Origin of the sequence: Sphingomonas sp. SORGH_AS_0789, from assembly GCF_031453055.1 — a bacterium.
GTDB lineage: Bacteria > Pseudomonadota > Alphaproteobacteria > Sphingomonadales > Sphingomonadaceae > Sphingomonas.
Window position 1 is genome coordinate 2572686 of sequence record NZ_JAVIYV010000001.1, and the last position, 23892, is coordinate 2596577.

The 23892-nt window shown below is 67.8% G+C and carries 14 protein-coding genes; 5 read left to right on the forward strand and 9 right to left on the reverse strand.

What is annotated here, in order from left to right; genetic code table 11:
• Positions 1 to 19 precede the first annotated feature (19 nt).
• The 9 genes from QE360_RS11880 to QE360_RS11920 all read right to left on the reverse strand — a co-directional run bounded on the left by QE360_RS11880 (position 20) and on the right by QE360_RS11920 (position 16951).
• Positions 20 to 2332, reverse strand: coding sequence for a GH92 family glycosyl hydrolase (locus tag QE360_RS11880; RefSeq protein ID WP_309701770.1), 2313 nt, complete (start codon positions 2330 to 2332; stop codon positions 20 to 22).
• Positions 2329 to 3765 (reverse strand): glycoside hydrolase family 125 protein, encoded by a 1437-nt coding sequence (locus tag QE360_RS11885; protein ID WP_309701772.1) that lies wholly within the window; start codon positions 3763 to 3765, stop codon positions 2329 to 2331. Before QE360_RS11885 ends, QE360_RS11880 begins: the two co-directional genes overlap by 4 nt.
• Entirely contained in the window at positions 3762 to 6284 is a 2523-nt protein-coding gene (locus QE360_RS11890) for a glycoside hydrolase family 3 N-terminal domain-containing protein (protein ID WP_309701774.1), read from the reverse strand. Before QE360_RS11890 ends, QE360_RS11885 begins: the two co-directional genes overlap by 4 nt.
• The gene (locus QE360_RS11895; RefSeq protein WP_309701776.1) at positions 6281 to 8866 is read right to left on the reverse strand and encodes a glycosyl hydrolase 2 galactose-binding domain-containing protein; all 2586 of its coding nucleotides are present in this window, start codon (positions 8864 to 8866) and stop codon (positions 6281 to 6283) included. Before QE360_RS11895 ends, QE360_RS11890 begins: the two co-directional genes overlap by 4 nt.
• Positions 8867 to 9159: 293 nt before the next feature.
• Entirely contained in the window at positions 9160 to 10149 is a 990-nt protein-coding gene (locus tag QE360_RS11900) for a DUF3667 domain-containing protein (RefSeq protein WP_309701777.1), read from the reverse strand.
• 87 nt (positions 10150 to 10236) lie between these two features.
• Positions 10237 to 11868, reverse strand: a complete 1632-nt coding sequence (locus QE360_RS11905; protein ID WP_309701779.1) for a Na+/H+ antiporter — start codon at positions 11866 to 11868, stop codon at positions 10237 to 10239.
• Between the two features lie 203 nt (positions 11869 to 12071).
• Entirely contained in the window at positions 12072 to 13100 is a 1029-nt protein-coding gene (locus tag QE360_RS11910; RefSeq protein ID WP_309701781.1) for a glycosyltransferase family 1 protein, read from the reverse strand.
• Between the two features lie 19 nt (positions 13101 to 13119).
• Positions 13120 to 14004: a UDP-2,3-diacylglucosamine diphosphatase gene (locus tag QE360_RS11915; protein ID WP_309701783.1), complete on the reverse strand. Its 885-nt coding sequence runs from the start codon at positions 14002 to 14004 to the stop codon at positions 13120 to 13122.
• A gap of 178 nt (positions 14005 to 14182) precedes the next feature.
• Positions 14183 to 16951 carry a TonB-dependent receptor gene (locus tag QE360_RS11920; protein WP_309701784.1) on the reverse strand — a complete coding sequence of 923 codons (2769 nt, stop codon included), beginning with the start codon at positions 16949 to 16951 and terminating at the stop codon, positions 14183 to 14185.
• A 282-nt stretch (positions 16952 to 17233) separates the two neighbouring features.
• Between QE360_RS11920 and QE360_RS11925 the strand changes: the two genes are divergently transcribed.
• From QE360_RS11925 to galA, 5 genes are all read left to right on the forward strand, one after another.
• Positions 17234 to 17968 carry a copper homeostasis protein CutC gene (locus QE360_RS11925; RefSeq protein WP_309701786.1) on the forward strand — a complete coding sequence of 245 codons (735 nt, stop codon included), beginning with the start codon at positions 17234 to 17236 and terminating at the stop codon, positions 17966 to 17968.
• A gap of 116 nt (positions 17969 to 18084) precedes the next feature.
• Positions 18085 to 18822 carry a GntR family transcriptional regulator gene (locus QE360_RS11930; RefSeq protein ID WP_307104579.1) on the forward strand — a complete coding sequence of 246 codons (738 nt, stop codon included), beginning with the start codon at positions 18085 to 18087 and terminating at the stop codon, positions 18820 to 18822.
• Complete coding sequence (locus QE360_RS11935; protein ID WP_309701788.1) at positions 18815 to 19855, forward strand: SIS domain-containing protein; 1041 nt, start codon at positions 18815 to 18817, stop codon at positions 19853 to 19855. Before QE360_RS11930 ends, QE360_RS11935 begins: the two co-directional genes overlap by 8 nt.
• Positions 19852 to 20973: an N-acetylglucosamine-6-phosphate deacetylase gene (gene nagA / locus QE360_RS11940; protein ID WP_309701790.1), complete on the forward strand. Its 1122-nt coding sequence runs from the start codon at positions 19852 to 19854 to the stop codon at positions 20971 to 20973. The genes QE360_RS11935 and nagA overlap by 4 nt, the downstream gene beginning before the upstream one ends.
• On the forward strand, positions 20970 to 23873 hold the full coding sequence (gene galA / locus QE360_RS11945; RefSeq protein ID WP_309701792.1) for a beta-galactosidase GalA: 2904 nt from the start codon (positions 20970 to 20972) through the stop codon (positions 23871 to 23873). The genes nagA and galA overlap by 4 nt, the downstream gene beginning before the upstream one ends.
• Positions 23874 to 23892 lie beyond the last annotated feature (19 nt).

The following is a 23892-nucleotide window of genomic DNA, read 5'->3' on the forward strand; positions in this document are numbered from 1 at the left end:
AACGTATCTCCGGGAGGGATCAGGCGGGCTTGTGGTCGAAGGACGGCGGCCGGTCCTTCGGATCGCGGCCGAAGGCGCGGTTCGGCCGCGCGCCCATGGTGAAGGACAGGGTGCCGCCCTTCGACAGGGTGGCATGGTCGATCCAGCTCTTCGTCCAGGGGCGGCCGTTCCAGGTCACCGACTGGACATAAGGCGTGTCGGGGCGATTGCCCTTCGCCTCGACGGTCAGCGTCCTGGTCCCGCCCAGCGACAGCCGCACCCGCTCGAACAGCGGACTGCCCAGGACATAGGCGCCGCTGACCGGATCGACCGGGTAGAAGCCGAGCGCCGAGAACAGGAACCACGCGCTCATCTGGCCGCAATCGTCATTGCCGATGATGCCGTCGGGCGCGTTCTTGTACATCTCGGTCAGCAGGCGGCGAACCATCGCCTGCGTCTTCCACGGCGCGCCGACATAGGCATAAAGATAGGCCGCGTGCTGGTCGGGCTCGTTGCCATGGGCATATTGGCCGACCAGACCCGAAATATCGGGCGGCGCGTTCTTGGGCAGGGTCGAGGGCGCGTTGAACAGGCCGTCCAGCTTGGCCTCGAACTTCGCGTCCCCGCCCATGTGGCGGATCAGGCCGTACACGTCATGCTGGTTCAGGAACGTCGCCTGCCAGCCATTGGCCTCGGTATAGTCGCGCCACCAGGGCTTGGGCATGTGGCCGAGCTGGATCGGGTCGTAATCCTTCCACCAGCTGCCGTCGTTGAAGCGCGGTCGGGCAAAACCGATCGAGCTATCGATGACGTTGCGCCAGTTGCCCGAACGCTTGAGCAGCCGCTGGGCCTCGGCGGTCTTGCCCGCGTGCCGCGCGATATGCGACGCGGCCCAGTCGTCATAGGCATATTCCTGCGTCCGGCTGACGCTTTCCCACCAGATGTCGGCGGGGACATAGCCCTTGGCGTCGTACAGGTCGCGGCCCTTGCTATTGTCCATGTCGGGCGCCGAGAAATCGAAGCTGCGCTTGGCGATGCCGGGCCAGGCGGCGGCATAGTCGGCGGGAATGCCCTTCACCATCGCCTCGGCCATAATCGGCGTGCCGTGCCAGCCGATCATGATCCCCGTCTCCTTGCCCTGGAGCGTCCAGACCGGCGGGCCATAGGCGCTCTGCTGGGTCTGGCGGATGACGTCGTCGATCAGCTTCTTGGCCTGGGCGGGCTGGGTCAGGATCAGCCAGGGGTGCAGCGCGCGGTACGTGTCCCAGGTGGAGTAGGTGCTGTAGGCGGACTGCCCGGCGGGCAGGGTATGGACCTGTCCGTCCAGCCCGACATAGCGGCCGTCCACGTCGGAGAAGAGCGTGGGCGCGATCAGCGTGTGGTAATTGGCGGAGGCCATGATGACCTGCTGGTCGCTGGTGCCGCCTTCGACATGGATGCCGGAATTCTTCTCCCACCAGCGCGCCACGGCGGCCTTGCGGGTGCGCTCGAAATCCCAGTGGTTGGCCTCGGCCGCCAGGTTCGCCTTGGCGCCGGCCACATCGACCGCCGAGATGCCGCACCGGATGAGGAGCGGCGCATCCCCCAGCTCGTCGAAGAACAAGGCGGCCTTCAGGCGGTTGCCCTTGACGGCGGTGCCGTTCGCGGGCGCGTCGCCATCGCCGTAAAGCTGGATGCGGCTGGGCTTCTTCGACAACTGCATCGCAAAGAAGATGCGCCGCCCCTTGGCCCAGCGGAACACGCGGCGCGTGCCGGTGATCGTGCCGTCGGGCTCGACGGTGATCTCGGCATCGGTGATCAGCGGCTTCTCGTCGCTCTTGTCGAGGACGAGGTGCGACAGGTCGACCAGGACATGGCCCGGCCCCTTGGGATAGGTATAGCGGTGCCAGCCGGTCCGCTCCGTCACGGTCAGCTCGGCGAGCACGCCGGACTCCAGCTTCACGCGGTAATAACCGGCTTGCGCCTGTTCGTCCGAATAACGCTGGCGATAGCCCGCATCGGGGTCCGACAGCGGCCCCGGCACCAGCTTCAGCTCGCCGCGCGTCGGCACGACCAGCACGTCCAGCATGTCGCCGATCCCGGTGCCCGACAAATGGGTGTGGCTGAACCCCATGATCGAGCTGTCGCCATGGTGATAACCAGAGCAGGTGTCCCAACGCTCGACATCGGTGTCGGGGCTCAGCTGCACCATGCCGAAGGGCAGGACCGCACCCGGATAGGTATGGCCGTCGCCGCCCGTCCCGATGAACAGGTTCGGCAGAACGGGCGGGGTGTCGACGCGGGCGGCCAGCGTATCGAGCGGCAAGGTGGCGAGCGCGGTCCCGGCGAGGAGCGAGCGGCGGGTCAAAATCATGCGAACGTCTCCCGCAAAACTTCGGGCCGGGTGGCCGCGACATGGACGATCAGCTCGCCGAACAGGCCATTGGCCCAGGCGAACCAGTCGCGCGTGAACTTGGTGGGATCGTTGATATCGACCCCCTCGTGAATGAAGCCGGTATGGCCGTGCGACCGGCGGATCATCGCCAGGCTGTCGCGCAGCAAGGCCGGATCGGTCGAGGTCAGCGCACGGGTGATGACCGACATCGGCCAGACCTGGCCCGGCCCGGTATGCGGGCCGCCGATGCCGCTGATCGCGGAGCCCTCGAAATACCAGGGATTGTCCGTGCTCCAGCAGGCCGCGAGCGTCCGTTGCCACAGCGGATCGGCCGGATCGACGCAGCCGAGATAGGCGAGGCCCGAGAGCGAGGGGACATTGGCATCGTCCATGAAGACGGCATTGCCGTAACCATCGACCTCATAGGCCCAGACCCGCTGCCCGTTGGGCAGCGTCATGGTGCCATGCTGCCGGAGCGCAGCCTCGACCTCGGCGGCCAGCATGGTCGCATCCTGTGCCAGTGCGGGCTCGCCGACCGCGTTCGATAGCGCGGCGAGTTCGCGCAGCGTCGTCATCGCGAACAGATTGGCGGGCACGAACTGTTCGTACAGGCACGCATCGTCCGAAGGGCGGAAGCCCGAATGGATCATGCCGTTGGGACGGGTCGGCAGGCCATAGCCGCGATAGAGCGTCTCGGTCGGCTCGGGCGCGGAGCGGCGGAAGCGATAGGGGCCCAGGCCGTCTTTGCGCTGCTGTTCGCGAAAGGTCTTCACGATCGACCGCGCCGAGGCTTTCCATTCCGCATCGAACGGCACGGTGTCGCCCGTCTCGCGCCAATAGCCATATGCCAGCCGGATCGCGTAGCAGAGCGAGTCGATCTCCCACTTCCGCTCGGCGACGCCGGGCTTCATCTCGGTATCGTCCTTCAGCGCCCAGCTGAGGTTCGTCCTGGCGTTCGGGTCCTGCATGAAGGCATTGGCATAGGGGTCGATCAGGATCGACCGCGCCTGCCGCCCGATCAGCCCGCGGAACAGCCGCCCGAGCGCGGGATCGCGCTTCACCAGATGCAGATAGGGCCGCAGCTGCGCCGCCGAATCCCGCAGCCACAGGCAGGGAATGTCGCCGGTGATGACGAAGGCGTCCGGCTTGCCGTTCACCTCGCCCAGCGACAGCACGGTGGTGTCGAGCGTGTTGGGATAGCAGTTCCCGAACATCCAGCGGAGCTCGGGATCGGCGATCATCTTCGAGATGCGGGTGATCTCCGCCTCGACCGCCTTCGATACGAAGCGGCGCTCGGCGACCGGGGGACGCTTGCTGACGAAGCCGGGCGCGGCGGCGAAAGCAGGGGCGGCGGCGGAGGTGGCGGCAAGGGCGGCCGCCCCCGCGATCAGTTCGCGACGGTTCGGGGTCATTTCGGCAGGTCCTGCGCCGCGCCGGTCACGGTGAACTGGGTCCACTGGCCCGCGCCGTCCCCCGGCTGACCGCCGCCGATATAGAGCTTGTACGTGCCCGGCAGGATGCGGCGGCTGCCGTCGCGCCACACCTGGCTCATCAGGCGCGGGTCGATGGTGAAGCGCGCCGTCCCCGCCTGGCCGGGCTTGAGCGGTATGCGGGTGAAGCCGACCAGTTGCCGCTGGAGCACGGGATCGGTCAGGACGAGCTTCTCGTCGGTGGCGGGCGGGACGAGATAGGCCTGCGCCACCTCTTCGCCGCTGCGCTGGCCGACATTGCGCAGCTGCACCGCGACCTCGACCGGCTGGCCCGCCGCGACGCTGGCGGTGACGGTCGGCTGGCCATAGTCGAACCGGGTATAGCTCAGGCCATGGCCGAAGCCCCAGGCGGGGGTGCCGGTGAAGTAGCGATAGGTCCGCTCCTTCATCCCGTAATCGGCAAAGGCGGGCAGGTCGGCCGTTGAGCGATAGACGGTGACCGGCAGGCGGCCCGACGGGTTCACGTCGCCCGCCAGGATCTCGGCCAGCGCGGTGCCGCCCTCGGTGCCCGGATAGAAGGCCGCCAGCGTGGCGGCGGGCTTGATGTCGCCCAGCGAGACGGCCGACCCCGAGACGATGACCGCGACGACGGGCTTGCCGGTCGCCTGGAGCGCGGCGAGCAGGTTGCGCTGCGGCTCGGGCAGGACGATCTCGGTGCGGTCGCCGCCCGCAAAGCCGGGGACCGAGACGCCCAGCGCCTCGCCCTCCAGATCGGGCGACAGGCCAATGACCGCGACCAGCACGTCGGCGGTCCCGGCGACCTTCAGCGCCTCCGCCTGAAGCGCCTCGGCGGGGGGCAGCCATTGCAGGCGGAAGCCCTCGTCGCCGCCCTTATGGTCGATCTCGACCCGGATGCGCCGGGGCGCGGTGCCGTCGATCATGGTCTCCAGGCCCTTGGCCCCGATCACGCCGTCGATGACCAGCCGGTCGTCGATCCACAGCTTGACCGGATCATGCGGCGGGCAGGCGTGCCAGCAGGCGGGGCCGTTGAGCTGGAGCTTGTACTGGCCCGGCCCCGGCGGGGTCAGCGTGCCGGTCCAGCGGCGGCGGAAGGGGGCCGTCTTGGTATAGTTGAAGTCGATGCGGGAATCCTGACCGGCGGTGCTCCACTGGCCGTTCGCACCCATCGTCTCCACGGCCAGACCCGGCTTGCCGTTCGCCGACAAGGCGGTCTCGGGCACGTTGACGAACGCCCCCTCGGCCAGCACCGATCCTTGCGCATAGCGGATGTCGCGGCCGAACTTGCGGCGGATTCCCTCCAGCGGCGTCACCGGATCGATCGCCGACCCGTGATAATTGCCCTCCAGCACGCCCAGATCGTCGGCATTGGCCCCGAACACCGCCAGCCGCTTGCCCTTGAGCGGCAGCAGGTTGCCCGGATTGTCGAGCAGGATGATGCCCTTGCGCGCCGTCTCCAGCGCCAGCGCGCGGTGCGCGGGGGTGCCGAGCTGGCTGGGCTTGATCGCGTTCCAGGGCGAATCGACCGTCAGCATCCGCCGCACTGCCAGCGCGCGGGCAAGCGCGGTGTCGATCTCGCTTTCGGTGATCAGCCCGCGCTTCACCGCCTCGGGCAGCGCGCGATAGGTGTTGCCGCAATTCAGGTCGGTCCCTGCGCGCAGCGCCGCCGCCGCCGCCGCGGGCGCGTCGGGCTGGGCATGGTGGAACATCCAGATATTGCCGACCGCGTCGCAGTCCGACACGACGAGCCCGTTGAAGCCCCAGTCGGTGCGCAGCCGCTGGGTCAGCAGCATCGGATTGGCGCAGACCGGGGTGCCGTGGATCGCATTATAGGCGCACATCAGCGACAGCGCCTTGCCCTCCGTCACCGTCGCGCGGAAGGCGGGGAGGTAGGTCGCCTCCAGATCGCGCGGGGACACCATCACGTCGAAGCTGTCGCGTCCGCCCTCGGGGCCCGAATGGACCGCGAGATGCTTGACCGTCGCGATGACCTTGGGATGCTTCAGGTCGGGGCCCTGGAGTCCGCGCACGAAGGCGATGCCGATCCGGCTGGTGAGGAACGGGTCCTCGCCATAGGTTTCCTGGCCCCGGCCCCAGCGCGGATCGCGGAAGATGTTGATGTTGGGCGACCAGATGGTCAGCCCTTCGAACAGGCCGCGATCGGCGTTCAGCGGCTTGGTGTTGAACTTGGCGCGCGCCTCGACCGCGACGACATCGCCGACCTTCTGGATCAGTGCGGGGTCCCAGGTGGCGGCCATGCCCATCGCCTGCGGGAAGACGGTCGCCGGACCGTTGCGCGCGATGCCGTGCAGCCCCTCGCTCCACCAGTCGAAGGCGGGCAGGCCGAGCGCGGGTTCGGCCGGGGCCTCGTTGACCAGCTGCGCCGCCTTGCGTTCGACGGACAGCGACTGCGCGGCGGGAGGAAGGGCGGGGGCTGGGGCGGCGGCCTGACCGGCGGCAGCGAGGAGGAGGAACGGGATCACTGGGCGTCCTTCGGACCGAGGGTATAGATATTCAGCTCGCGCGCCAGGGTGGCCGCGTCCGCGTCGCTCTGGATGGTGAGCGTGATGCTCTCGCCGGGCAACAGGTCGAAGCCATCGTCGGACGGCTCGGCGGCGGTGGTGCCGAAATTGACCTGTACCTGCCGCGCGAGATGGCGCGCGGTCAGCGTCAGCTGCTTGCCCGCCCAGCGTGCGGTAATGCCCGGCGCCGGATAGGCCATGTCGCGCGGCACCTTCCGCTCGACGATCTGGCGCGCGATCACCCTGTCCCCGTCGAACAGTTCGGCGACGGCATAGCTGCTCTCGGGCGCGGCACCGGCGAAGATCGTCGCATCGGGGATCGTCGCGACATCGCTGGCCGAGGCGGGGGCCATGGTCACGCTGCCCGATTGCGAGCCCAGCTTGCGGCCATCCATGCCATAGCCGGTGACGCGCCAGCCGAGCGGCTTGGGCGCCGTGGCGTCGGACACCAGCGCGATCCGGGTCGCGCCGGGCTTGGTCTCCGCCACGATGGTCTGCGGCGCGAAGAAGCGGCGCGCCTCGTGCTGGAGCATCTTGTCATGCCCGGTCCAGTCGATGCTCGACCAGCTGATCGCGGGCCAGCTGTCGTTGAGCTGCCAGTAGAGCGAACCCAGCGTCACCGGACGGCAGGCCCGATGATGCCGCGCCGCCAAGCCGATGGCGCGCGCCTGCATCGCCTGGGACAGGTAGACCAGATCGGCGAAATCGCGCGGGTCGCGCAGATTCTGCTTGAGGTAGAAGGTGATGCGGTCATTGCCTTCGCCCGCCAGGAACTTCTGGTGCGCCTTCATCACCGGGCTGTCGATGCGGAAGTCCGCCGGGTCGGCGAAGGTCGCGATGGTCGACAGGTCGGGGAAGGCCTGGAAGCCATATTCCGACATGAAGCGCGGGCAGCTGTCGGTGTAACGCTCGACCGGCTTGGAGCCCGACCAGACGTCCCAGAAATGGCGGTCGCCGTCCTTGTCGGTGTCGGTCGGTCCCTCATAATCGGTCGAGGGCGAGCCGGGCCAATAGGGGATGCCGGGCGAATTCCTGATGACGGCATCGCGCAGCACGCGGTCGAACAGCACCGCCATGCCGGTGCCGATCCGCTCCTGCTCGTCGGGGCCGACCGCCTTCTTGAACGCCTTGCGATCCGACCAGTTTTCCCAGCCCGACAGCACCTCGTTATTGCCCGCCCAGATGACGAGCGAGGGGTGCGACTGGAGCCGGGCGACCTGTTCCTCGGCCTCGATGCGGACATTTTCGCGGAACTTGGCGTCGGGGGGCGTCACGCTGCCGCCGAACATGAAATCCTGCCAGACCATCAGGCCCAGCGCGTCGGCGGCGTCATAGAAGCTGTCTTCGGGATAATAGCCGCCGCCCCAGATGCGGACCATGTTCATGTTCGCCTTGACCGCCTTTTCCAGCATCTGGCGCTCGGTTGCGGCGGCGACGCGCGCGGGGAAGGCGTCGAAGGGGATGACGTTGCTGCCCTTGGCGAAGATGACGTTGCCGTTGATCTTCAGGCCGAAGCTGCCGTCCTTCCGGACCAGCTCGACGGTGCGCAGCCCGGTGCGCTTCTCGACTGCATCGGCCCCCGTCAGCGTGGCATTGACGGTATAGAGCGGATGCGCGCCGAAGCCGATCGGCTGCCAGCGTTGCGGCCGGGCGATCGAGACGGGGACGACCACGTCATTCTCGCCCGGCTGGAGTGCCACGTCGCGGCGGACGCGGATGCGGCGGCCGTCGGAGCCGGTGACGGTCACGTCCATCCGGCCGGTCTGCGCGCGGTCGGCCACCACCGAGGCGCGGGCGAGGATGCGCGCCTCGGCATCGGTCAGCGCTTCCTGCTCGATGCGGAGATTGTCGATCCGCGCGGCGTCCCACGCCTCCAGCCGGACCGAGCGCCAGATGCCCACATCGACGATGCGCGGCGCCCAGTCCCAGCCATATTGATATTTGGGTTTACGGATATAGGGCGAGGTCTGCTTGCCCTTGGGCTCGTCGCCATAGGGGGAGTCATATTCGCCGGGCAGCGGATTCTTCTCGGCCAGCACCATCGGCTGGAGCGTCCTGATCGGCGAGGCGAAGCTGACCACCACCTCGTTCGCGCCCGCCTTCAGCAGCGGCTTGGCATCCGCCCGCCAGCGGCGATGCGCATTGTCGGCGGACAGGAGCGGCTGGCCGTTGACCGTGACGGTCGCGAAGGTGTCGAGCCCGTCGAACACCAGGTCCAGATGGTCGCGGCGCAGCATCTCGGGCGTGACGTCCAGCGTGGTGCGATATTGCCAGCCGGTCAGGCCCGCCCACTGGATGGGGGCCTCGTTCGCGCCCTTATAGGGATCGGGCACGATCTTTGCGGCGATCAGGTCCTGCTGCACGCTGCCCGGCACGGTGGCGGCCAGCCAGTCCGCCGCCTGCGGATGCGCACGCGCGGCGTCGGCGTCTTTGGGATCGATCCGCACCTGCCAGCGGTCGAGCGTCGCCACCGTCTTGGGCGCGGCGAGCGCGGGGAAGGGCAAGGCGAGCGCGGCCAGGATCAGGCCGAGACGATGTTTCAAGACGATTTCCCCGGAAGCTGCATCGGTGCGCGGACGAAGCCCCGCACGGCAAAGGACATGGAACCAAAAGGCCGGACCCGGCCTGACCGGCGGCGGGCACGCGCGACGGCGGCGGACATGGTCCCCGCTCGCATCAGGCTCTTTCTTGCCATCCGTCACCCCCGCAATCCACCGGCTTGTCGCGTGCCGGTATTCTCATGGTATGTTTTGGTATCATGGCAAGGCGGGAAGGGGGCGTCCACCCATTTTCTGGGGGGATCGCGAACCGGGCGGCGATGCAACCGATTGACGGGTCAATGCGCCATGCCGAGCGCCAGCAATGCGACGATCCAGATCAGCAGAACGGCCGCCGCCATCACCCCGACGACCAGCGTCATCACCAGCCCCGCCAGCGGGCCCAGGCCATAGGCGCCGCGAATCTGGAGGAAGAGATGCACGGGAAAGGCGAGCATCAGCAATCCCAGGCCGGGCAGATGCGCCAGCTTCGTCCAGAGGATCATGGCGACCATCAGCAGGCTGACGAAACTGAGCGAATAGGTGACGAAGACGGCATGGTCGAACATCGCCAGCCCACGCTTCCACAGGAAGAACAGGCGCATGAACGGCATCGACAGCAGGATCAGCGCCCAGGAGAATTTATAGCCGTTCGCCTCCATCTTGAAGAGGAGGAATTCGGGATCGCGAACCGCATGGGCGATCTTTTCGTCGAGCGATTTCCAGCCGGTGATGACCTGGGCCTCCTGCGCGCCATGGCCCGACGCGGCCCCACCCCCGCCCAGCGCCATGGCGGTGAATTCCAGATCATGCTGCCGTTTGACCAGGGTCGCGCGCTCGCCGTCGAGCGCCGCGGTATCGCGTTTCGCGGCGACGGCGTCGACGCGCTGCCGGTCGATCGCCGCGATGCGACGCTCGGTCGTGGCGACCTCGGCGCGGAGCTCGGTCGCGGCCTCCTGCGTGCCGGGGGCGTGGAAGGTCGCGAACCCGCCCAGCACTGAATAGGCGATGTAGAGCAGGAAGACGCTGAACAGATACAGCGCCAACGGCGACAGGAAGCGACGGCGCTCGCCCGCGATATAGCGGCGGGTCAGCTCGCCGGGCCGGGTGACGAGCTTGGCCATGGTGCGCCACACCTGTCCCTCGATATGAAGGACGCCGTGGCTGAAGTCGTGCCACCAGGCGCCCAGCGTCCGGTGGATATGCGCCGACTGGCCGCAGTCATGGCAGTAAGGACCGACCAGGCTTGCCCCGCAATTCAGGCACTTGTTCGCGACGTCTGCGTGCATTCCACCCCCTGTCGGTGCCGGACCCCGCCGACGAGACACGATAATTCGCCGCCCCGCGCAAGGGCAAAGATGCCCGGCCGAGCGGCCTCAGCCCTGCGTCGACAGGCGCGTGTCGATCAGGTCCAGCTCGCGACCCAGACGCTGCGCGGTTTCCGACCCGATGGCGCGCGCGTTGAGCAGCTCGAACACCACCCGCCGCTCGGCGCGGATCGCCGCCAGCCGCATCCGCCGCTCGACATCCTCCAGGCGGCGGGCGTCGGGATCGTCGTCGCCCTCCAGCGTGTCGATCCGGCTGCGATAGCCGTCCATCAGGCGCGAGGCGATCTCGACATATTGGTCGGCATCCTCGCGCCCCTCGGCCATTTCGTGCTGGAAGCGTTCCAGCTCGGCGATCGCGGCCTTGGCGGCGGCGACGCGGGTGCGGTCGAGTTCGCTGATCCCGTCCTCGCTGGGCAGCGCCAGCCCGCGGAGCAGCAGTGGCAGGGTCAGGCTAGCGATCACCAGCGTGCAGAGGATGACCCCGCATGCCAGGAAGATCACCAGGTCGCGCGCCGGAAAGGGCGTGCCGTCGTTCAGCGTCAGCGGCAGGGTCAGCGCACCCGCCAGGGTGATCGCCCCGCGCGCGCCCGCGACCGACATGGCGGTGATGACCCGGCGCGGCGGGCTGGTCCGGTTGGGCAGATGCCGCTCGCGGAACAGCGTCAGGCGCAGCGCGACCCAGGTCCACAGGAAACGCAGCCCCGCCAGCCCGGTGACGATCGCGACGACGTAAAGCCCCAGCCACCAGGGGCTGAGATGGCCGGTCAGCATCACCGTGTCGCGCGCGCCCGCAAAGACCTGGGGCAGCTGCTCGCCGAGCAGCACGAAGATGATGCCGTTCAGCGTGAATTGCAGCATGTCCCACACCGCCTGACGCCGGATGCGCGTCGCGGCCTTGGCGCCCGAGGAGACGTTGGTGAACGACATGGCGATGCCCGCCGCCGCCGCCGCCAGCACGCCCGAACTCTCGACATGCTCGGCGACCATATAGGCGGCGAAGGGGATCAGCAGGCTGACCAGGATGTTCGAGCCGCTATCGTCGCCGAACCGCCGCGCGAAGACCCCCTTGGCGGTGACTGTGCCCCAGGCGATGGCGACGCCCAGCCCGACGCCCGACACCGCCATCCAGGCGAAGGTCAGCCCGGCATGGGCGAGCGAGAAGGTGCCGGTCAGCGCGGCGGCAACCGCAAAGCGCAGGCAGACCAGGCCCGAGGCGTCGTTGAGCAGCGACTCCCCCTCCAATATGTGCATCATCCGCTTGGGGATCGGCGCCTTTTGCGCGATCGCCGACACCGCGATCGGATCGGTCGGCGACACGACGGCGGCGAGCGCGAAGGCCACCGCATAGGGCACGGCCGGGATCATCCAGTGGATGAACAGCCCCATCCCCAGCACCGTCAGGAACACCAGCCCCAAGGCCAGCCCCAGCACCGCGCCCGCATCGCGAAACAGCTCGTCCTTCGGAATGCGCCAGCCATCGAGGAAGAGCAGCGGCGGCACGAACAGCAGGAAGAATATCTCGGGATCGAGCTCGACCCGGATCTGCGCGATCCCGCCGATCACCGCGCCCAGCGCGATCTGGACCAGCGGGCGCGGCAGCGCGGAAGGCAGGATGCGCGAGACGACGCCGCTGATGACGACGGCGAGGAGAAGGAACAGGCTGAGCGTGACGACGTCCAATCGGGGACCTTTCGGGTGCAGCGGTTGGAGCGGCCGATGCGCGCCGAATGACGGACCGACCGAAGGATCAGCGATCGGCGGCCGATGGCCATGCCGAATCGCGCGAGCGGCGACCATGACATGGCGGGCAAGGCCGGTTCAACCCGTTAAACGGGGATGTCGGCCTTATCCATGTGCGAGACCCGTCCGGAGAAGTCGGACGATCAGGCTGCCTCGCGCATCGTGCGGTCGATCCGTGCCAGCGCCGCCAGGAACTGCTCGGCGCTGCGCCGCCAGGAAAATTCCTGGCCGAATGCCGCACAGCTCGTCCGCTCGAGCGACAGCGCCTGCCCGATCGCCCGCTCCAGCGCCTCGTCCATCACCCCGACCTCGGGGCTCAACACGTCGAGCGGCCCCTGTACCGGCAGGGCGGCGACCGGCGTGCCGCAGGCCAGCGCCTCGATCATGACCAGCCCGAAGGTATCGGTGCGGCTGGGGAAGACGAACACATCCGCCGCGCGGTAGATCGCCGCCAGATCCTCGCCGAATTTCGCGCCCAGGAAATGGACATCGGGATATTGGGCGGCCAGCGCGGCGCGCGCCGGGCCGTCGCCGACCACGACCCTGGTCCCCGGCACGTCGGTCGCGAGGAAGGCGGCGATATTCTTCTCGACCGCGACCCGCCCGGCATAGAGCTGCACCGGGCCGGGCAGACCTGCGACAAAGGCATCGCGCGGGCCATCCGGCCGGAACAAGGCGGTATCGACCCCGCGCCCCCAGTGGCGGCTCTGGGGCAGGTCATGCGCGGCCAGCGTCGCGGCCACGCTGGGCGTCGAGGCGAGGATCGCGGTCGAGGGCGCGTGGAACCAGCGGACATAGCGCCAGACGAATTCGGGATCGATCGCCCGCACCCGCGCCGCGACATAATCGGGGAACTGGGTGTGATAGGCGGTGGTGAAGGGCAGCCCCTGCGCCAGCGCCCAGCGCCGCGCCAGCAGGCCCAGCGGCCCCTCGGTCGCGATATGGATGGCATCGGGCAGGAACTGGCCCAGCGTCCGCCCGACCACGCCGGGGCCCGGCAGCGCCAGCCGGATTTCGGGATAGGTCGGGCAGGGGACCGAGACATAGCGATCGGGCGAGACGATGCACAGCTCATGCCCCATCGCGCGCAGTTCGGCGGCGACCGATTGCAGGGTGCGGACCACACCGTTGACCTGCGGGCTCCAGGCGTCGGTGACGATCGCGATGCGCATTCGGTGCGTCCTTCCCCGGTCAGGCGGCGATGGCGGCGGCGACCGGCTGGTTGCGCCGCGCCTCCATCTCGTCGCCCCAGTGCAGGATCTCCATCGTGCCGTCGAAATGCTCGACCAGCGCGGTGCAGCCCTCCACCCAATCGCCGTCATTATAATAGGTGACGCCGTTGATGTCGCGGATCTCGGCGGTGTGGATATGGCCGCAAACCACGCCATCGACCCCGCGCGCCCCCGCCGCATGGGCGACGACTTCCTCGAAATGCGAGATGAAGGCGACGGCGTTCTTCACCTTGGCCTTGGCGTGCTTGGACAGCGACCAATAGGGGCGCTTCATCCACCGCCGGACGATGTTCACCCAGCGATTGACCTCCATCAGCGCGGTATAGGCGAAGTCGCCGACATGGGCGAGCCAGCGATGCGCCAGCGTGATCGCGTCGAACTCGTCGCCGTGCAGCACCAGCAGGCGGCGACCGTCCGCCGTTTCGTGGATCGCCTTGCGGCAGATGGCGATGCCGCCGAAATCCATGCCGGTGAACTGGCGGAAAATCTCGTCGTGATTACCGGGGATATAGACGACACGGGTGCCGCGCTTGGCGCGCTTCAGCAGCCGCCACACTACGTCGTTGTGCGCGGCGGGCCAGTAGAATTTCTTCTTCAGCCGCCAGCCGTCGATCATGTCGCCGACCAGATACATGGTCTCGCTGTCGACATGGTCCAGAAAGTCGATCAGCATTTCCGCGTTGCAGCCGCGCGTGCCGAGATGGACGTCCGAAATCCAGATCGTGCGATAGCGGCGGCGCGCCTGGCCTTCGGGTTCGGGGGTTGCCGGCGCGCGGGGGATGAAGTCGAGAATGGCGGCGTCTTCGTGCAGCGAGCCATCGATCGGAATGCTGGTCATCGGCATCGGCGTTCCCCCACGCTAGGCGTTGGGAATGTCATGCCCGTCATCTGTGACGTGCGCGTCGCAGATCGGTGACAGGCGCGCAGCATTTTGATGACTCGTTAAAGTCACCGATCGCGAAAAAGCCCGCCGATCCTGGATCGACGGGCCTTTCCGTATCGCAAAGACGGAGGCGACTTTTTTAGAAGCGCACCGCCACCGACGCCGCATAGGTCCGGCCGTTCTTGTAGAAGGCGGTCGGACGGTCGCGGGTCGCGTTATACTGGTAATAGGTCTCGTCGAGCAGGTTCTGCGCATTGACGGTCAGCGTGATCTCCTTGGTCAGGTTCACACCCGCCGAGAAGTCGAGCTGGCTGTACGGCGCCACCATTTCGCGCGAGTTCAGGCGGCCGATCGTGCGGAAGTAGCTCGAACGATAATTGTAGCTGAGCCGCGCCTGGAAGATCCCGCTCTCGAAATAGGGGATCACGTTGACGGTGTGCCGCGACAGATAGGGCAGGTTGAGCGACGCGCCGGTCGAGTCGACCGACGAGGTCGAGCTGTCCTGGTACGAATAGTTCGCCTGGATGCCGAAGCCGCCCCAGATTTCGGTCTGACCCGACACCAGCGCGCCGTTGACCTTCGCCTTGCCGCCGTTGATCGGCTGGTTGACGCTATAGGTCGTCAGCCGGTTCTGCAGCGAGTTGAAGAACACCGCATTGGTGCGCGTGTTGATGATGTAGTTCGAGATGTCGCGACGGAAGAGTTCGACCGCGATCAGCGAGCCGGCACGCGGATACCATTCCGCGGTCAGTTCGTAGTTGGTCGACTCGTACGGCTTCAGGTTCGGATTGCCGCCGCCGCCATCGAGCGTGACGTCGTTGAGCGAGGTCGCCGCCGCCAGGTCCTGATAGCGCGGACGTGAGATCACCTGCGCGACCGAACCGCGAACCAGGAATTCGGGGGTGATCGAATAGGCGACGTTCACGCTGGGCAGGAACTTCAGGTAATCGGTGGTCGTGCTGGTGGGCACCGGCACCGGATTGACCGTGTTGGACAGCGTCAGCGCATAGTTGGACTTGTCACGCGTATAGACCAGACGGCCACCGATATTGCCGCGCAGGCCGCCCTGTTCGAAATTGGCCTGGACATAGGAGGCGATGACCGTCTCGCGCACCTTGGTCGAGGCGCCGACCTTGTTGACCAGCGGGCTGTTGATCGACTTTGCGAGGATGTCGATCACGGCCTGGTCGGGCAGGTTCAGATATTTGGTGGCATTGCCCATGCCGCCGCTGCCGTCGAACACGCCATCGGGCGTGACGAGCGTGGTGACGCCCAGCTGGTCCACGGTCTGCGAGCTGGTCTTGTAGGTGTTGATGCCGCGCGCATCGACGCGATTGACGTGATCGGTCACGCGGCTGCCCAGCAGGATCTGCGTGAACGGGCCGAAATTGACCGGGATGGTCGCGTCATAGCCGCCGAAGATGTCGCGGTCGGTCGTGACGCTGTAATCCAGGCCACCGATCTGCGCCCCGTTCAGCTGCTGGCCGTTGATGACGACCGGGCGGCCCTCGATCTGGGCCGGATTGTTGTTCGGGTTGGTGAAGTAATTCGCCGGGTTGGTCAGGTCGCCCGTGAAGTTCACCGTCGCCGAGGTGGGCGTGAAGGCATAGTTGAACGGCAGCTTGGTCTGCACGTTGAACAGATATTCGGGGTTGCGCCCGCCGGTCGCCTTCGACCAGCCGCCCGCGAAGTTGATCTTCGTGCCGTCATCGCCTTCCCAGTCGGCGAAGAAGTTGAGGTTGTCGGTCTTCAGCTTGGTCTTGCGGACCAGCGTGTCGAGCTGGGCCGACTGGTTCGGCGCGGCGGCGAAGCTGGCCGAGTTGACGACGCCGTTGCTGACATTGGCGGTCTGCAGCACGCTGCCGGTCCAGGCGACCGGGATGGTGTACATCGACTGGCTGTAATTGTTGTAGTTGCCGTCGATGTGCAGCCCGTTCAGGGTCAGCGTCAGATTGTCGGCCGGGCGATACTGCACGGTGCCCGACACGCTGGCGCGCTCGCGGGTCTGCTGGAAATAGGCATAGTTGATGCCGAAGGGGGCGACCGCCTTGATCAGGTCTTCCTTCGACCCGCCGGTGACGGCGGCGTTCGGGTTCAGCAGGATGCCCTGGCCCGACGCGTCGCGACGCACGCTGCCGTCGCTGTTCTTCTGGAAGAAGTCCGCGCCGCTCTGATAGCCGAAGAACTCGACGCCCGCGCGGGTCAGGTTCTGCTTGTCATAGGTGGCGGCGACCAGGAAGCCGAAATTATTGGCTTCGTTGTGCCAGCTGTACAGGCCCGATCCGCGGATATTACCCTTTTCGGAACGGTCGTTATAGGTGTAGCCGCCCGAGGCGAAGACCGAATTGGCCGCCAGGTCGAGCGGACGGCGGGTGCGCACGATCACCGTGCCGCCCAGGCTGCCCTCTTCGATGCGGGGTTCGGGCGACTTGTAGACTTCGAGCCGGTCGACCAGTTCGGGGGCGAGCAGCGAATAGTTGAAGGTGCGGCTGGACGGATCGTTGTCGTTGCCACCCCAGTCGGCCGAGGCGAGCGCATGGCCGTCGAGCAGCATGCGGTTGAGCGCGGGATCGGTGCCCAGGATGGCGACCTTCTCACCCTCGCCGAAGCGGCGGTCGATGCTGACGCCCGGAATGTGCGACAGCGATTCCGCGACGTTGCGGTCGGGGAACTTGCCCACGTCCTCGGCGGTGATCACGTCGACGACGGCGTTGGCCTCGCGCTTGACGTTGATGGCGTTGCGAAGGCTCTGGCGGATGCCGGTGACCACGACGTCGCCATCGGTATCCGACTGGTCACTTCCGACCGCGGTCTGAGTCGGTGCCTGATTCGTGGTCTGTGCGAATGCGGTGCCCTGAAGTCCGGCGAGCGCGGTCGCCGTCAGGATCATGCTGCGAAAGCTCAACATGTTCAAATCCCCCCAAAAATTCCTCGCGCCATCCCGCGAATTCTGCCTGTTTCCGTCGCAGGGAGATGAATGGCGTCCTCCCTTGAAAGCATTTTTTATACTATATGCTTGACGACCAACGTGTAACCAAACTGACATTGGTCCGTAAACGGAAAAAATCAGGCCGATCCCGTCATGGGACCATTGGGCTGGCACATCGTGGGACATGCTGCTTAAATGGCAGGGTTCCGGTCGTTCCTGGGGAGGAGGACTGGCTATGGCTATCATGACGAGGGGATGCCCATGACGGCGATGCCGCGACCGCTTCTGGAAATCTGTGTCGATGACGCCGACGGCGTCGCGGCGGCCGTGGCGGGGGGCGCGGATCGGATCGAATTGTGTGGCGCACTGGGACTGGGCGGGCTGACCCCCTCGGCGGCGCTGGTCGCGCAGGCGGTGCGGTCGGGGGTGCCGGTCCATGCGATGGTCCGTCCGCGTGAGGGCGATTTCCGTTACGACGCCGACGAGGTCGCGATGGCGGCCGACGAGATCCGGCGGATGATCGCCATGGGGGTCGCGGGTGTCGTGGTCGGGGCGATGGCCGACGACCGGTCGCTCGACCTGGACGTGCTGGCGGCCTGGCGGGACGCGGCGGACGGCGTGGCGATCGTGCTGCACCGCGCCGTCGATCTCGTCGCCGATCCGGTCGCGGCGGTCCATGCAGTCGCGGCCATTGGCTATGACCATATCCTGACCTCGGGCGGCGAAGCGACCGCCCAGGCCGGGGCCGAGACGATCGCGGCGATGGTCGCGGCGGCGGATGGGCGGTTGGCGATCATCGCCGGATCGGGCGTTTCGGCCGACAATGCCGCCGCCCTGATCGCGCGGACCGGCGTCGACGCGGTCCATGCCTCGGCGAGCGTCCGGCAGGATTGGGGGGACCCGCGGATTGCCGCCATGGGTTTCGGGGGCGGCGACCGGCGCCGGACCAGCCCCGAAAAGATCGCGGCGTTGCGGCAGGCTATCGGAAGGAAATAACATCCAATGTATGCCAAATATAATACCTATTGCCCACATGGTCCTGCTGCGATAAGCCTTTGTGCGAAGCGGGGCGCGGCATGAGCGACGTCCGGGCAAAGGGGGATGGCGCGGCCATGACATTCTCGGCGCAGGTCGGCTCCTTCCGAAAGGGGAACCCCGCGCCATTGTACCTTCAGCTCCAGCAGCTGCTGCGCGACGCCATCACCAGCAACGTCCTGGCCGAGGACGACGCGATCCCCGCCGAGCGCGATCTGGCGATCGAATATGACGTGTCGCGGATCACGGTGCGCAAGGCGATCGGCGGCCTGGTCGAAGAGGGGTTGCTGACCCGCCGGCGTGGTGCCGGGACCTTCGTCGCGGGCCGGGTGGAGAAGAGCTTCTCCAAGCTGTCCTCCTTCTCCGAGGACATGATCGCGCGCGGCCGCACGCCGAGCAGCCAGTGGGTCAGCCGCGCACCGGGCACGGTGACGCCCGAGGAGGCGCTGTCGCTGGGCCTGTCGCCGGGCGCGCCGGTCTATCGGTTCCAGCGGGTCCGCTTTGCCGACGAGGTGCCGATGGCGATCGAGGTTTCGACCATCGCCGGTTTCGCGCTCCCCTCGGTCGAGGCGGTCGACCGGTCGCTCTATGCGGCGCTGGAGCGGACCGGCAACCGGCCGATCCGCGCGCTCCAGCGGCTGCGCGCGGTGCCGTTCGGGGCGGACCATGCCAAGATGCTGGATGTCGATCCGGGCCATGCGGGCCTGTTGATCGAGCGCCGCGGATTTCTACGCGATGGACGGGCGGTGGAATATACCCAGTCCTTCTATCGCGGCGATGCCTATGATTTCGTCGCGGAGTTAACCGATGTCTGATGTGATGACCGCCGGTAGTGCGGGGACCAGCACCCTGATGGGAGCGGAAGCGGGGGAGGCGCCGCAGGCGATCGCCCGGCTGCTCGCGCGCAATGCGCCGACCGTCAAGGCGCTGGCCGAACGGCTGCGTGCCGCCCCGCCGCCGGTGATCGTCACGATCGCCCGTGGATCGTCGGATCACGCCGCGACCTACGGCAAATATATCCTGGAGACCAAGACCGGCGTGCCGGTGTCGTCGGCGGCGCCCTCGGTCGCGTCGATCTTCGAGACGCCGATGAAGGTGCAGGGCGCACTGGTCATCGCCATTTCGCAGTCGGGGCGCAGCCCGGACCTGCTGGCGACGGTCGAGGCGTATCGCGCGGGCGGCGCGCATATCGTCGCGCTGGTCAATGACGAGGAATCGCCGCTGGCGACCGGCGCCGACACCTTCCTGCCGCTGTCGGCCGGTCCCGAAAAGGCCGTCGCCGCCACCAAGTCCTGCCTGACCGCGCTGGCGGGTCTGGCGCAGCTGGCCGCCGCCTGGGCGGGCGACGAGACGCTGGAAGCGGCGCTCGCCGAGCTGCCCGGTCAGGTCGAGCAGGCGCTGGGGCTCGACTGGTCCCCTGCGGTCGAGGGCCTGCGTGAACTCAGCCAGATGTTCGTGCTGGGTCGCGGCTATGGCTACGGCGTGGCGCAGGAAGCCGCGCTGAAGCTCAAGGAAACCTGCTCGATCCAGGCCGAGCCGTTCAGCGCCGCCGAGGTTCGCCACGGCCCGATGCGCATCGTCGAGCCCGGCTATTCGGTGCTGGGCTTCGCCACCTCGGACGTGGCGGGCGAGGATGTGAAGGCGGTCGCCGACCAGTTCGAGGCGCGCGGTGCAAAGCCGTTCGTCGCGGGGCAGGGCGGTGCGCTCCCCATGGTCGCCGGCCACCCCGCGCTGGAGCCGATTTCGATGCTCGCCAGCTTCTACCGCATGGTCGAGGCGCTGGCGCTCGCCCGTGGCATGGACCCTGACTCGCCGCCGCATCTGCAGAAAGTGACCCGCACGCTATGACCCGCTTCCGTTTCGTCAACGGCCATGTCGCGACCTCCGGCGGCGTCCTGCCGGGTGCGGAGATCGTCGTGGACGGCGACCGCATCGCGTCGATCGGCGCGGTCGAGGGTTCGGACGACACGATCGACCTGAACGGCGGCTGGGTCGTCCCCGGCTATATCGACACCCAGGTCAATGGCGGCGGCGGCGTGCTGTTCAACGACCGGCTGGACGTGGACGGCATCGCGACCATGGCGGCGGCGCACGCCGTCTATGGCACCACCGCGATGCTGCCGACCTTGGTCAGCGAAACCCCCGACAAGATCGCCCGCGCGCTCGACGCGATCGACGAGGCGATCGAGGCGAAGGTGCCGGGCGTCATCGGCATCCATGTCGAAGGGCCGGTGCTCAACCCGGCGCGCAAGGGCATCCACGATCCGACGCGGTTCCGCGATCTGGACGAGGAGATGATCGCCGTCCTGACCCGCCCGCGCCGTGGCAAGGTCATGCTGACCATCGCGCCCGAGCGGGTGCCGGTCGACACGATCCGCCGTCTGGTCGAAGCGGGCGTGCTGGTCAGCGCCGGGCACACCGAGGCCAGCTATGAGCAGGCGATCGCGGCGTTCGATGTCGGGCTGTCCGGCATCACCCACCTCTATAACGCGATGCCCGCCATGCAGCAGCGCGTGCCGGGGCTGGCGGGCGCGACGCTCGACGATCCGCGCCCCTATTCGGGGCTGATCATCGACGGCTTCCACGTCTCCGCGCCGATGCTGCGGCTGGCGCTGAAGGCGCGGCCGTTCGACAAGCTGATGCTGGTCACGGACGCCATGTCGTCGGTCGGCGCGGTCGAGAAGGACTTCGTCCTGCACGGCCGTCATATCGACGTGTCGGGCGGCAAGTGCACCTATACCGACGGCACGCTGGCGGGATCGGATCTCGACATGGGCTCGGCGGTCGCCAATGCGGTCGAGCAGCTGCGGATCACCGTCGACCAGGCCGCCGCGATGGCGGCGACCAACCCGGCGGCGTTCCTGGGCCTGTCGGACGAGCGTGGTGCGCTCGGCATCGGCCTGCGTGCCGACTGGGTGGTGCTCGACGCCGCGCTCAAGCCCGTCGATACGCGGATCGCCGCATGACGGTCGCGCGCCGCGACCTTCTGCTGGGCAGCGCGGTGGTGGGGCTGGCGGGCGGTATTCCGTCCGCCCCGCTCTTCGCCGCCGATCGCCGCCCGGCGGACGGCGCGGGCGCGCTTCCCATGCCCGCCCCGGTGGACCGGCTGCCGCCCGCGCTGCCGGTGCAGGATGCGGGCCGGGTCCTGATGGATCGCGGCTGGCTGTTCCACGAGGGCGATGTCGAGCCCGCGCGGCTCGATACGCACAATGCGACCTATCTGTCGGTCAAGGCGGGCAATGCGCGCGGCGCGGCGGCGGTCGATTATGACGACAGCGACTGGCAGGCGGTCGACCTGCCGCACGACTGGGCCTCGTTCCAGCCCTTCGTGGAAACCGCCAATGTCGCGCAAGGCTATCGCCCGCGCGGGATCGGCTGGTATCGGCGCAGCTTCCGGCTGGACCCGGCCCTGCGCGGGCGGCGGATCGAGCTGGAATTCGGCGGGATCGCGACCTTTGCGACCATCTGGGTCAATGGCAGCATCGTCTCGCACAATTTCTCCGGCTATAACGCCGTCCGCATCGACCTGACCCCGTTCGCGCGGTTCGGCGACGAGGCCAATGTCGTGGCCGTCCGCGTCGACGCCGATGCGATGGAGGGTTGGTGGTATGAAGGCGCGGGCCTTTATCGCCATGTCTGGCTGGGCGACTATGCGCCCGTGTCGATCGCGACCGACGGCGTCCATTGCGACCCGCGCAAGCGCGACGGCGGCTGGCATGTCCCCGTCGCGGTGACGCTGGCCAGCATTGTCGAAACCGACAGTCCCGTGACGGTCGATGCGCGGCTGCTCGATCCGCAGGGCAAGGTGGTGGCGCAGGGCCAGGCCCAGGCGACCGTGCCGTCGCTGGACGAAGGGCGCGCCGCGCTCGACCTGTCGGTGGCCGATCCGGTGCTCTGGTCGGTCGAGCGGCCGACGCTGTACACGGTCGAGGTGCGGTTGCTGCGCGACGGACAGGTGGCGGACGAACGCCGCGTGCCGATCGGGTTCCGCACGATCCGCTTCGACGCGAACCGGGGCTTCTTCCTCAACGACCGGCCTGTCAAGCTGAAGGGCGTCTGCCTGCATCAGGATCATGCGGGCGTGGGCACCGCACTTCCCGACGCGCTGATCGGCTGGCGGCTGGAGCGGCTGAAGGCGATGGGGTGCAACGCGGTGCGTTCCAGCCACAATGCGCCCACGCCCGAGCTGCTCGACTGGTGCGACCGGCTGGGCCTGCTGGTCATGAACGAGAACCGGCAGTTCAATCCGGCGCCCGAATATCGCGCGCAGCTGGAATGGCTGGTCCGGCGCGACCGCAACCATCCCTCGGTCATCCTGTGGTCGGTCTTCAACGAGGAACCGATGCAGGGCACCCCGGCCGGGGTCGAGATGGTCAAGCGCATGGCGCATTGGGTGCGCGCGCTGGACGACAGCCGCCCGGTGACGGCGGCGATGAACGGGGCCTTTTTCGATCCCGTCAACGTCGCGCAGGTCGTCGATGTGACCGGCTTCAACTATTATCAGGGCGATTACGACCGCTATCACCAGCTGAACTCGGCCAAGCCGATGACCAGTTCGGAGGATACCAGCGCGTTCATGACGCGCGGCGCGTTCGAGAGCGATCCGGCGCGCCACATCGCGTCGAGCTACGATATCGAGGCGGCGAGCTGGGGCGACACCCATCGTGGCGCCTGGAAGAAGATCGCCGATCGCCCCTTCGTCGCGGGCGGATTCGTGTGGACCGGCTTCGACTATCATGGCGAGCCGACGCCCTATGAATGGCCGACCATCGCCAGCTTCTTCGGCATCCTGGACCTTTGCGGCTTTCCCAAGACCGCGTTCGATATCCACCGCGCCGCCTGGGTCGATGACGCGCCGGTCGTGGCGATCGCACCGCACTGGAGCTGGCCGGGACGCGAGGGCAAGCCGACCAAGGTCATGGTCCTGTCGAACGCCGAGCGCGTCGTCCTTCGCCTGAACGGCAAGACGGTGGGTGAGGGCGCGGTCGACCGGCTGATGGGCAATGAATGGACCATCCCCTATGCGCCGGGCCGGATCGAGGCGATCGCCTATCGCGGCGGGCGCGAGGTCGCGCGCGCCGCGCATGAGACGGTCGGCGTGCCGGTGGCGCTGCGCCTGACGCCCGCGCGCACCGTGATGGCGGGCGATACCGAGGATGCGCAGGCGATCACCATCGATGCGATCGACGCGCATGGGCGTCATGTCCCGACCGCCAATCTGATGACCCGCTTCACGATCGACGGGGGTGCGATCATCGGCGTCGGCAATGGCGATCCCAACAGCCATGAGCCCGAAAAGGGCGATCGGCGCTCGCTGTTCAACGGGCTGGCCCAGATGATCGTGCGGCCCGACACCGGGCGCGGGCGGATCACCATCCGCGCGACGGCGGACGGGCTGAGGCCCGCCACCCTGCGGCTCGACCGGCTGGGCGTGGCGCCGCGCGCGCAGGTGCCGGTGCTGGCGGGGGACATGGACGTGCGCGACTGGCGGCGTTCGCCCCGGCTGGAGGCCAGGCCTTCGCCCGACCTCGCGCCCGCCGCCAGCGACAATAACGGCTGGGCCTTTGTCCGGGCGGGAACGCCGACCCCGGCGGAGGGGGCGGGGTGGCGCGTCTATCGCACCGTCCTCACGCCTCGCCGGGCCGTCGCGGCGCGCGGCGGCACGTTGAGCTTCGCCTCGGTGGGCGGCATGGCCAGCCTGTGGGTCGACGGACGGCTGGTCGCCGAGAAGCGCGATCCCCGGCCGGGCCCGCTGACCGCCGTGCTGCCGGCCGGGTCGGGCAAGCGGACGATCGCGCTGATCGTCGCGGGACTGGGCAATATCGAAAGCGGTCTGCTGGGCCGGGTGACGATCCGTCCACGCTGATGCGGGGGACGGGCGATCG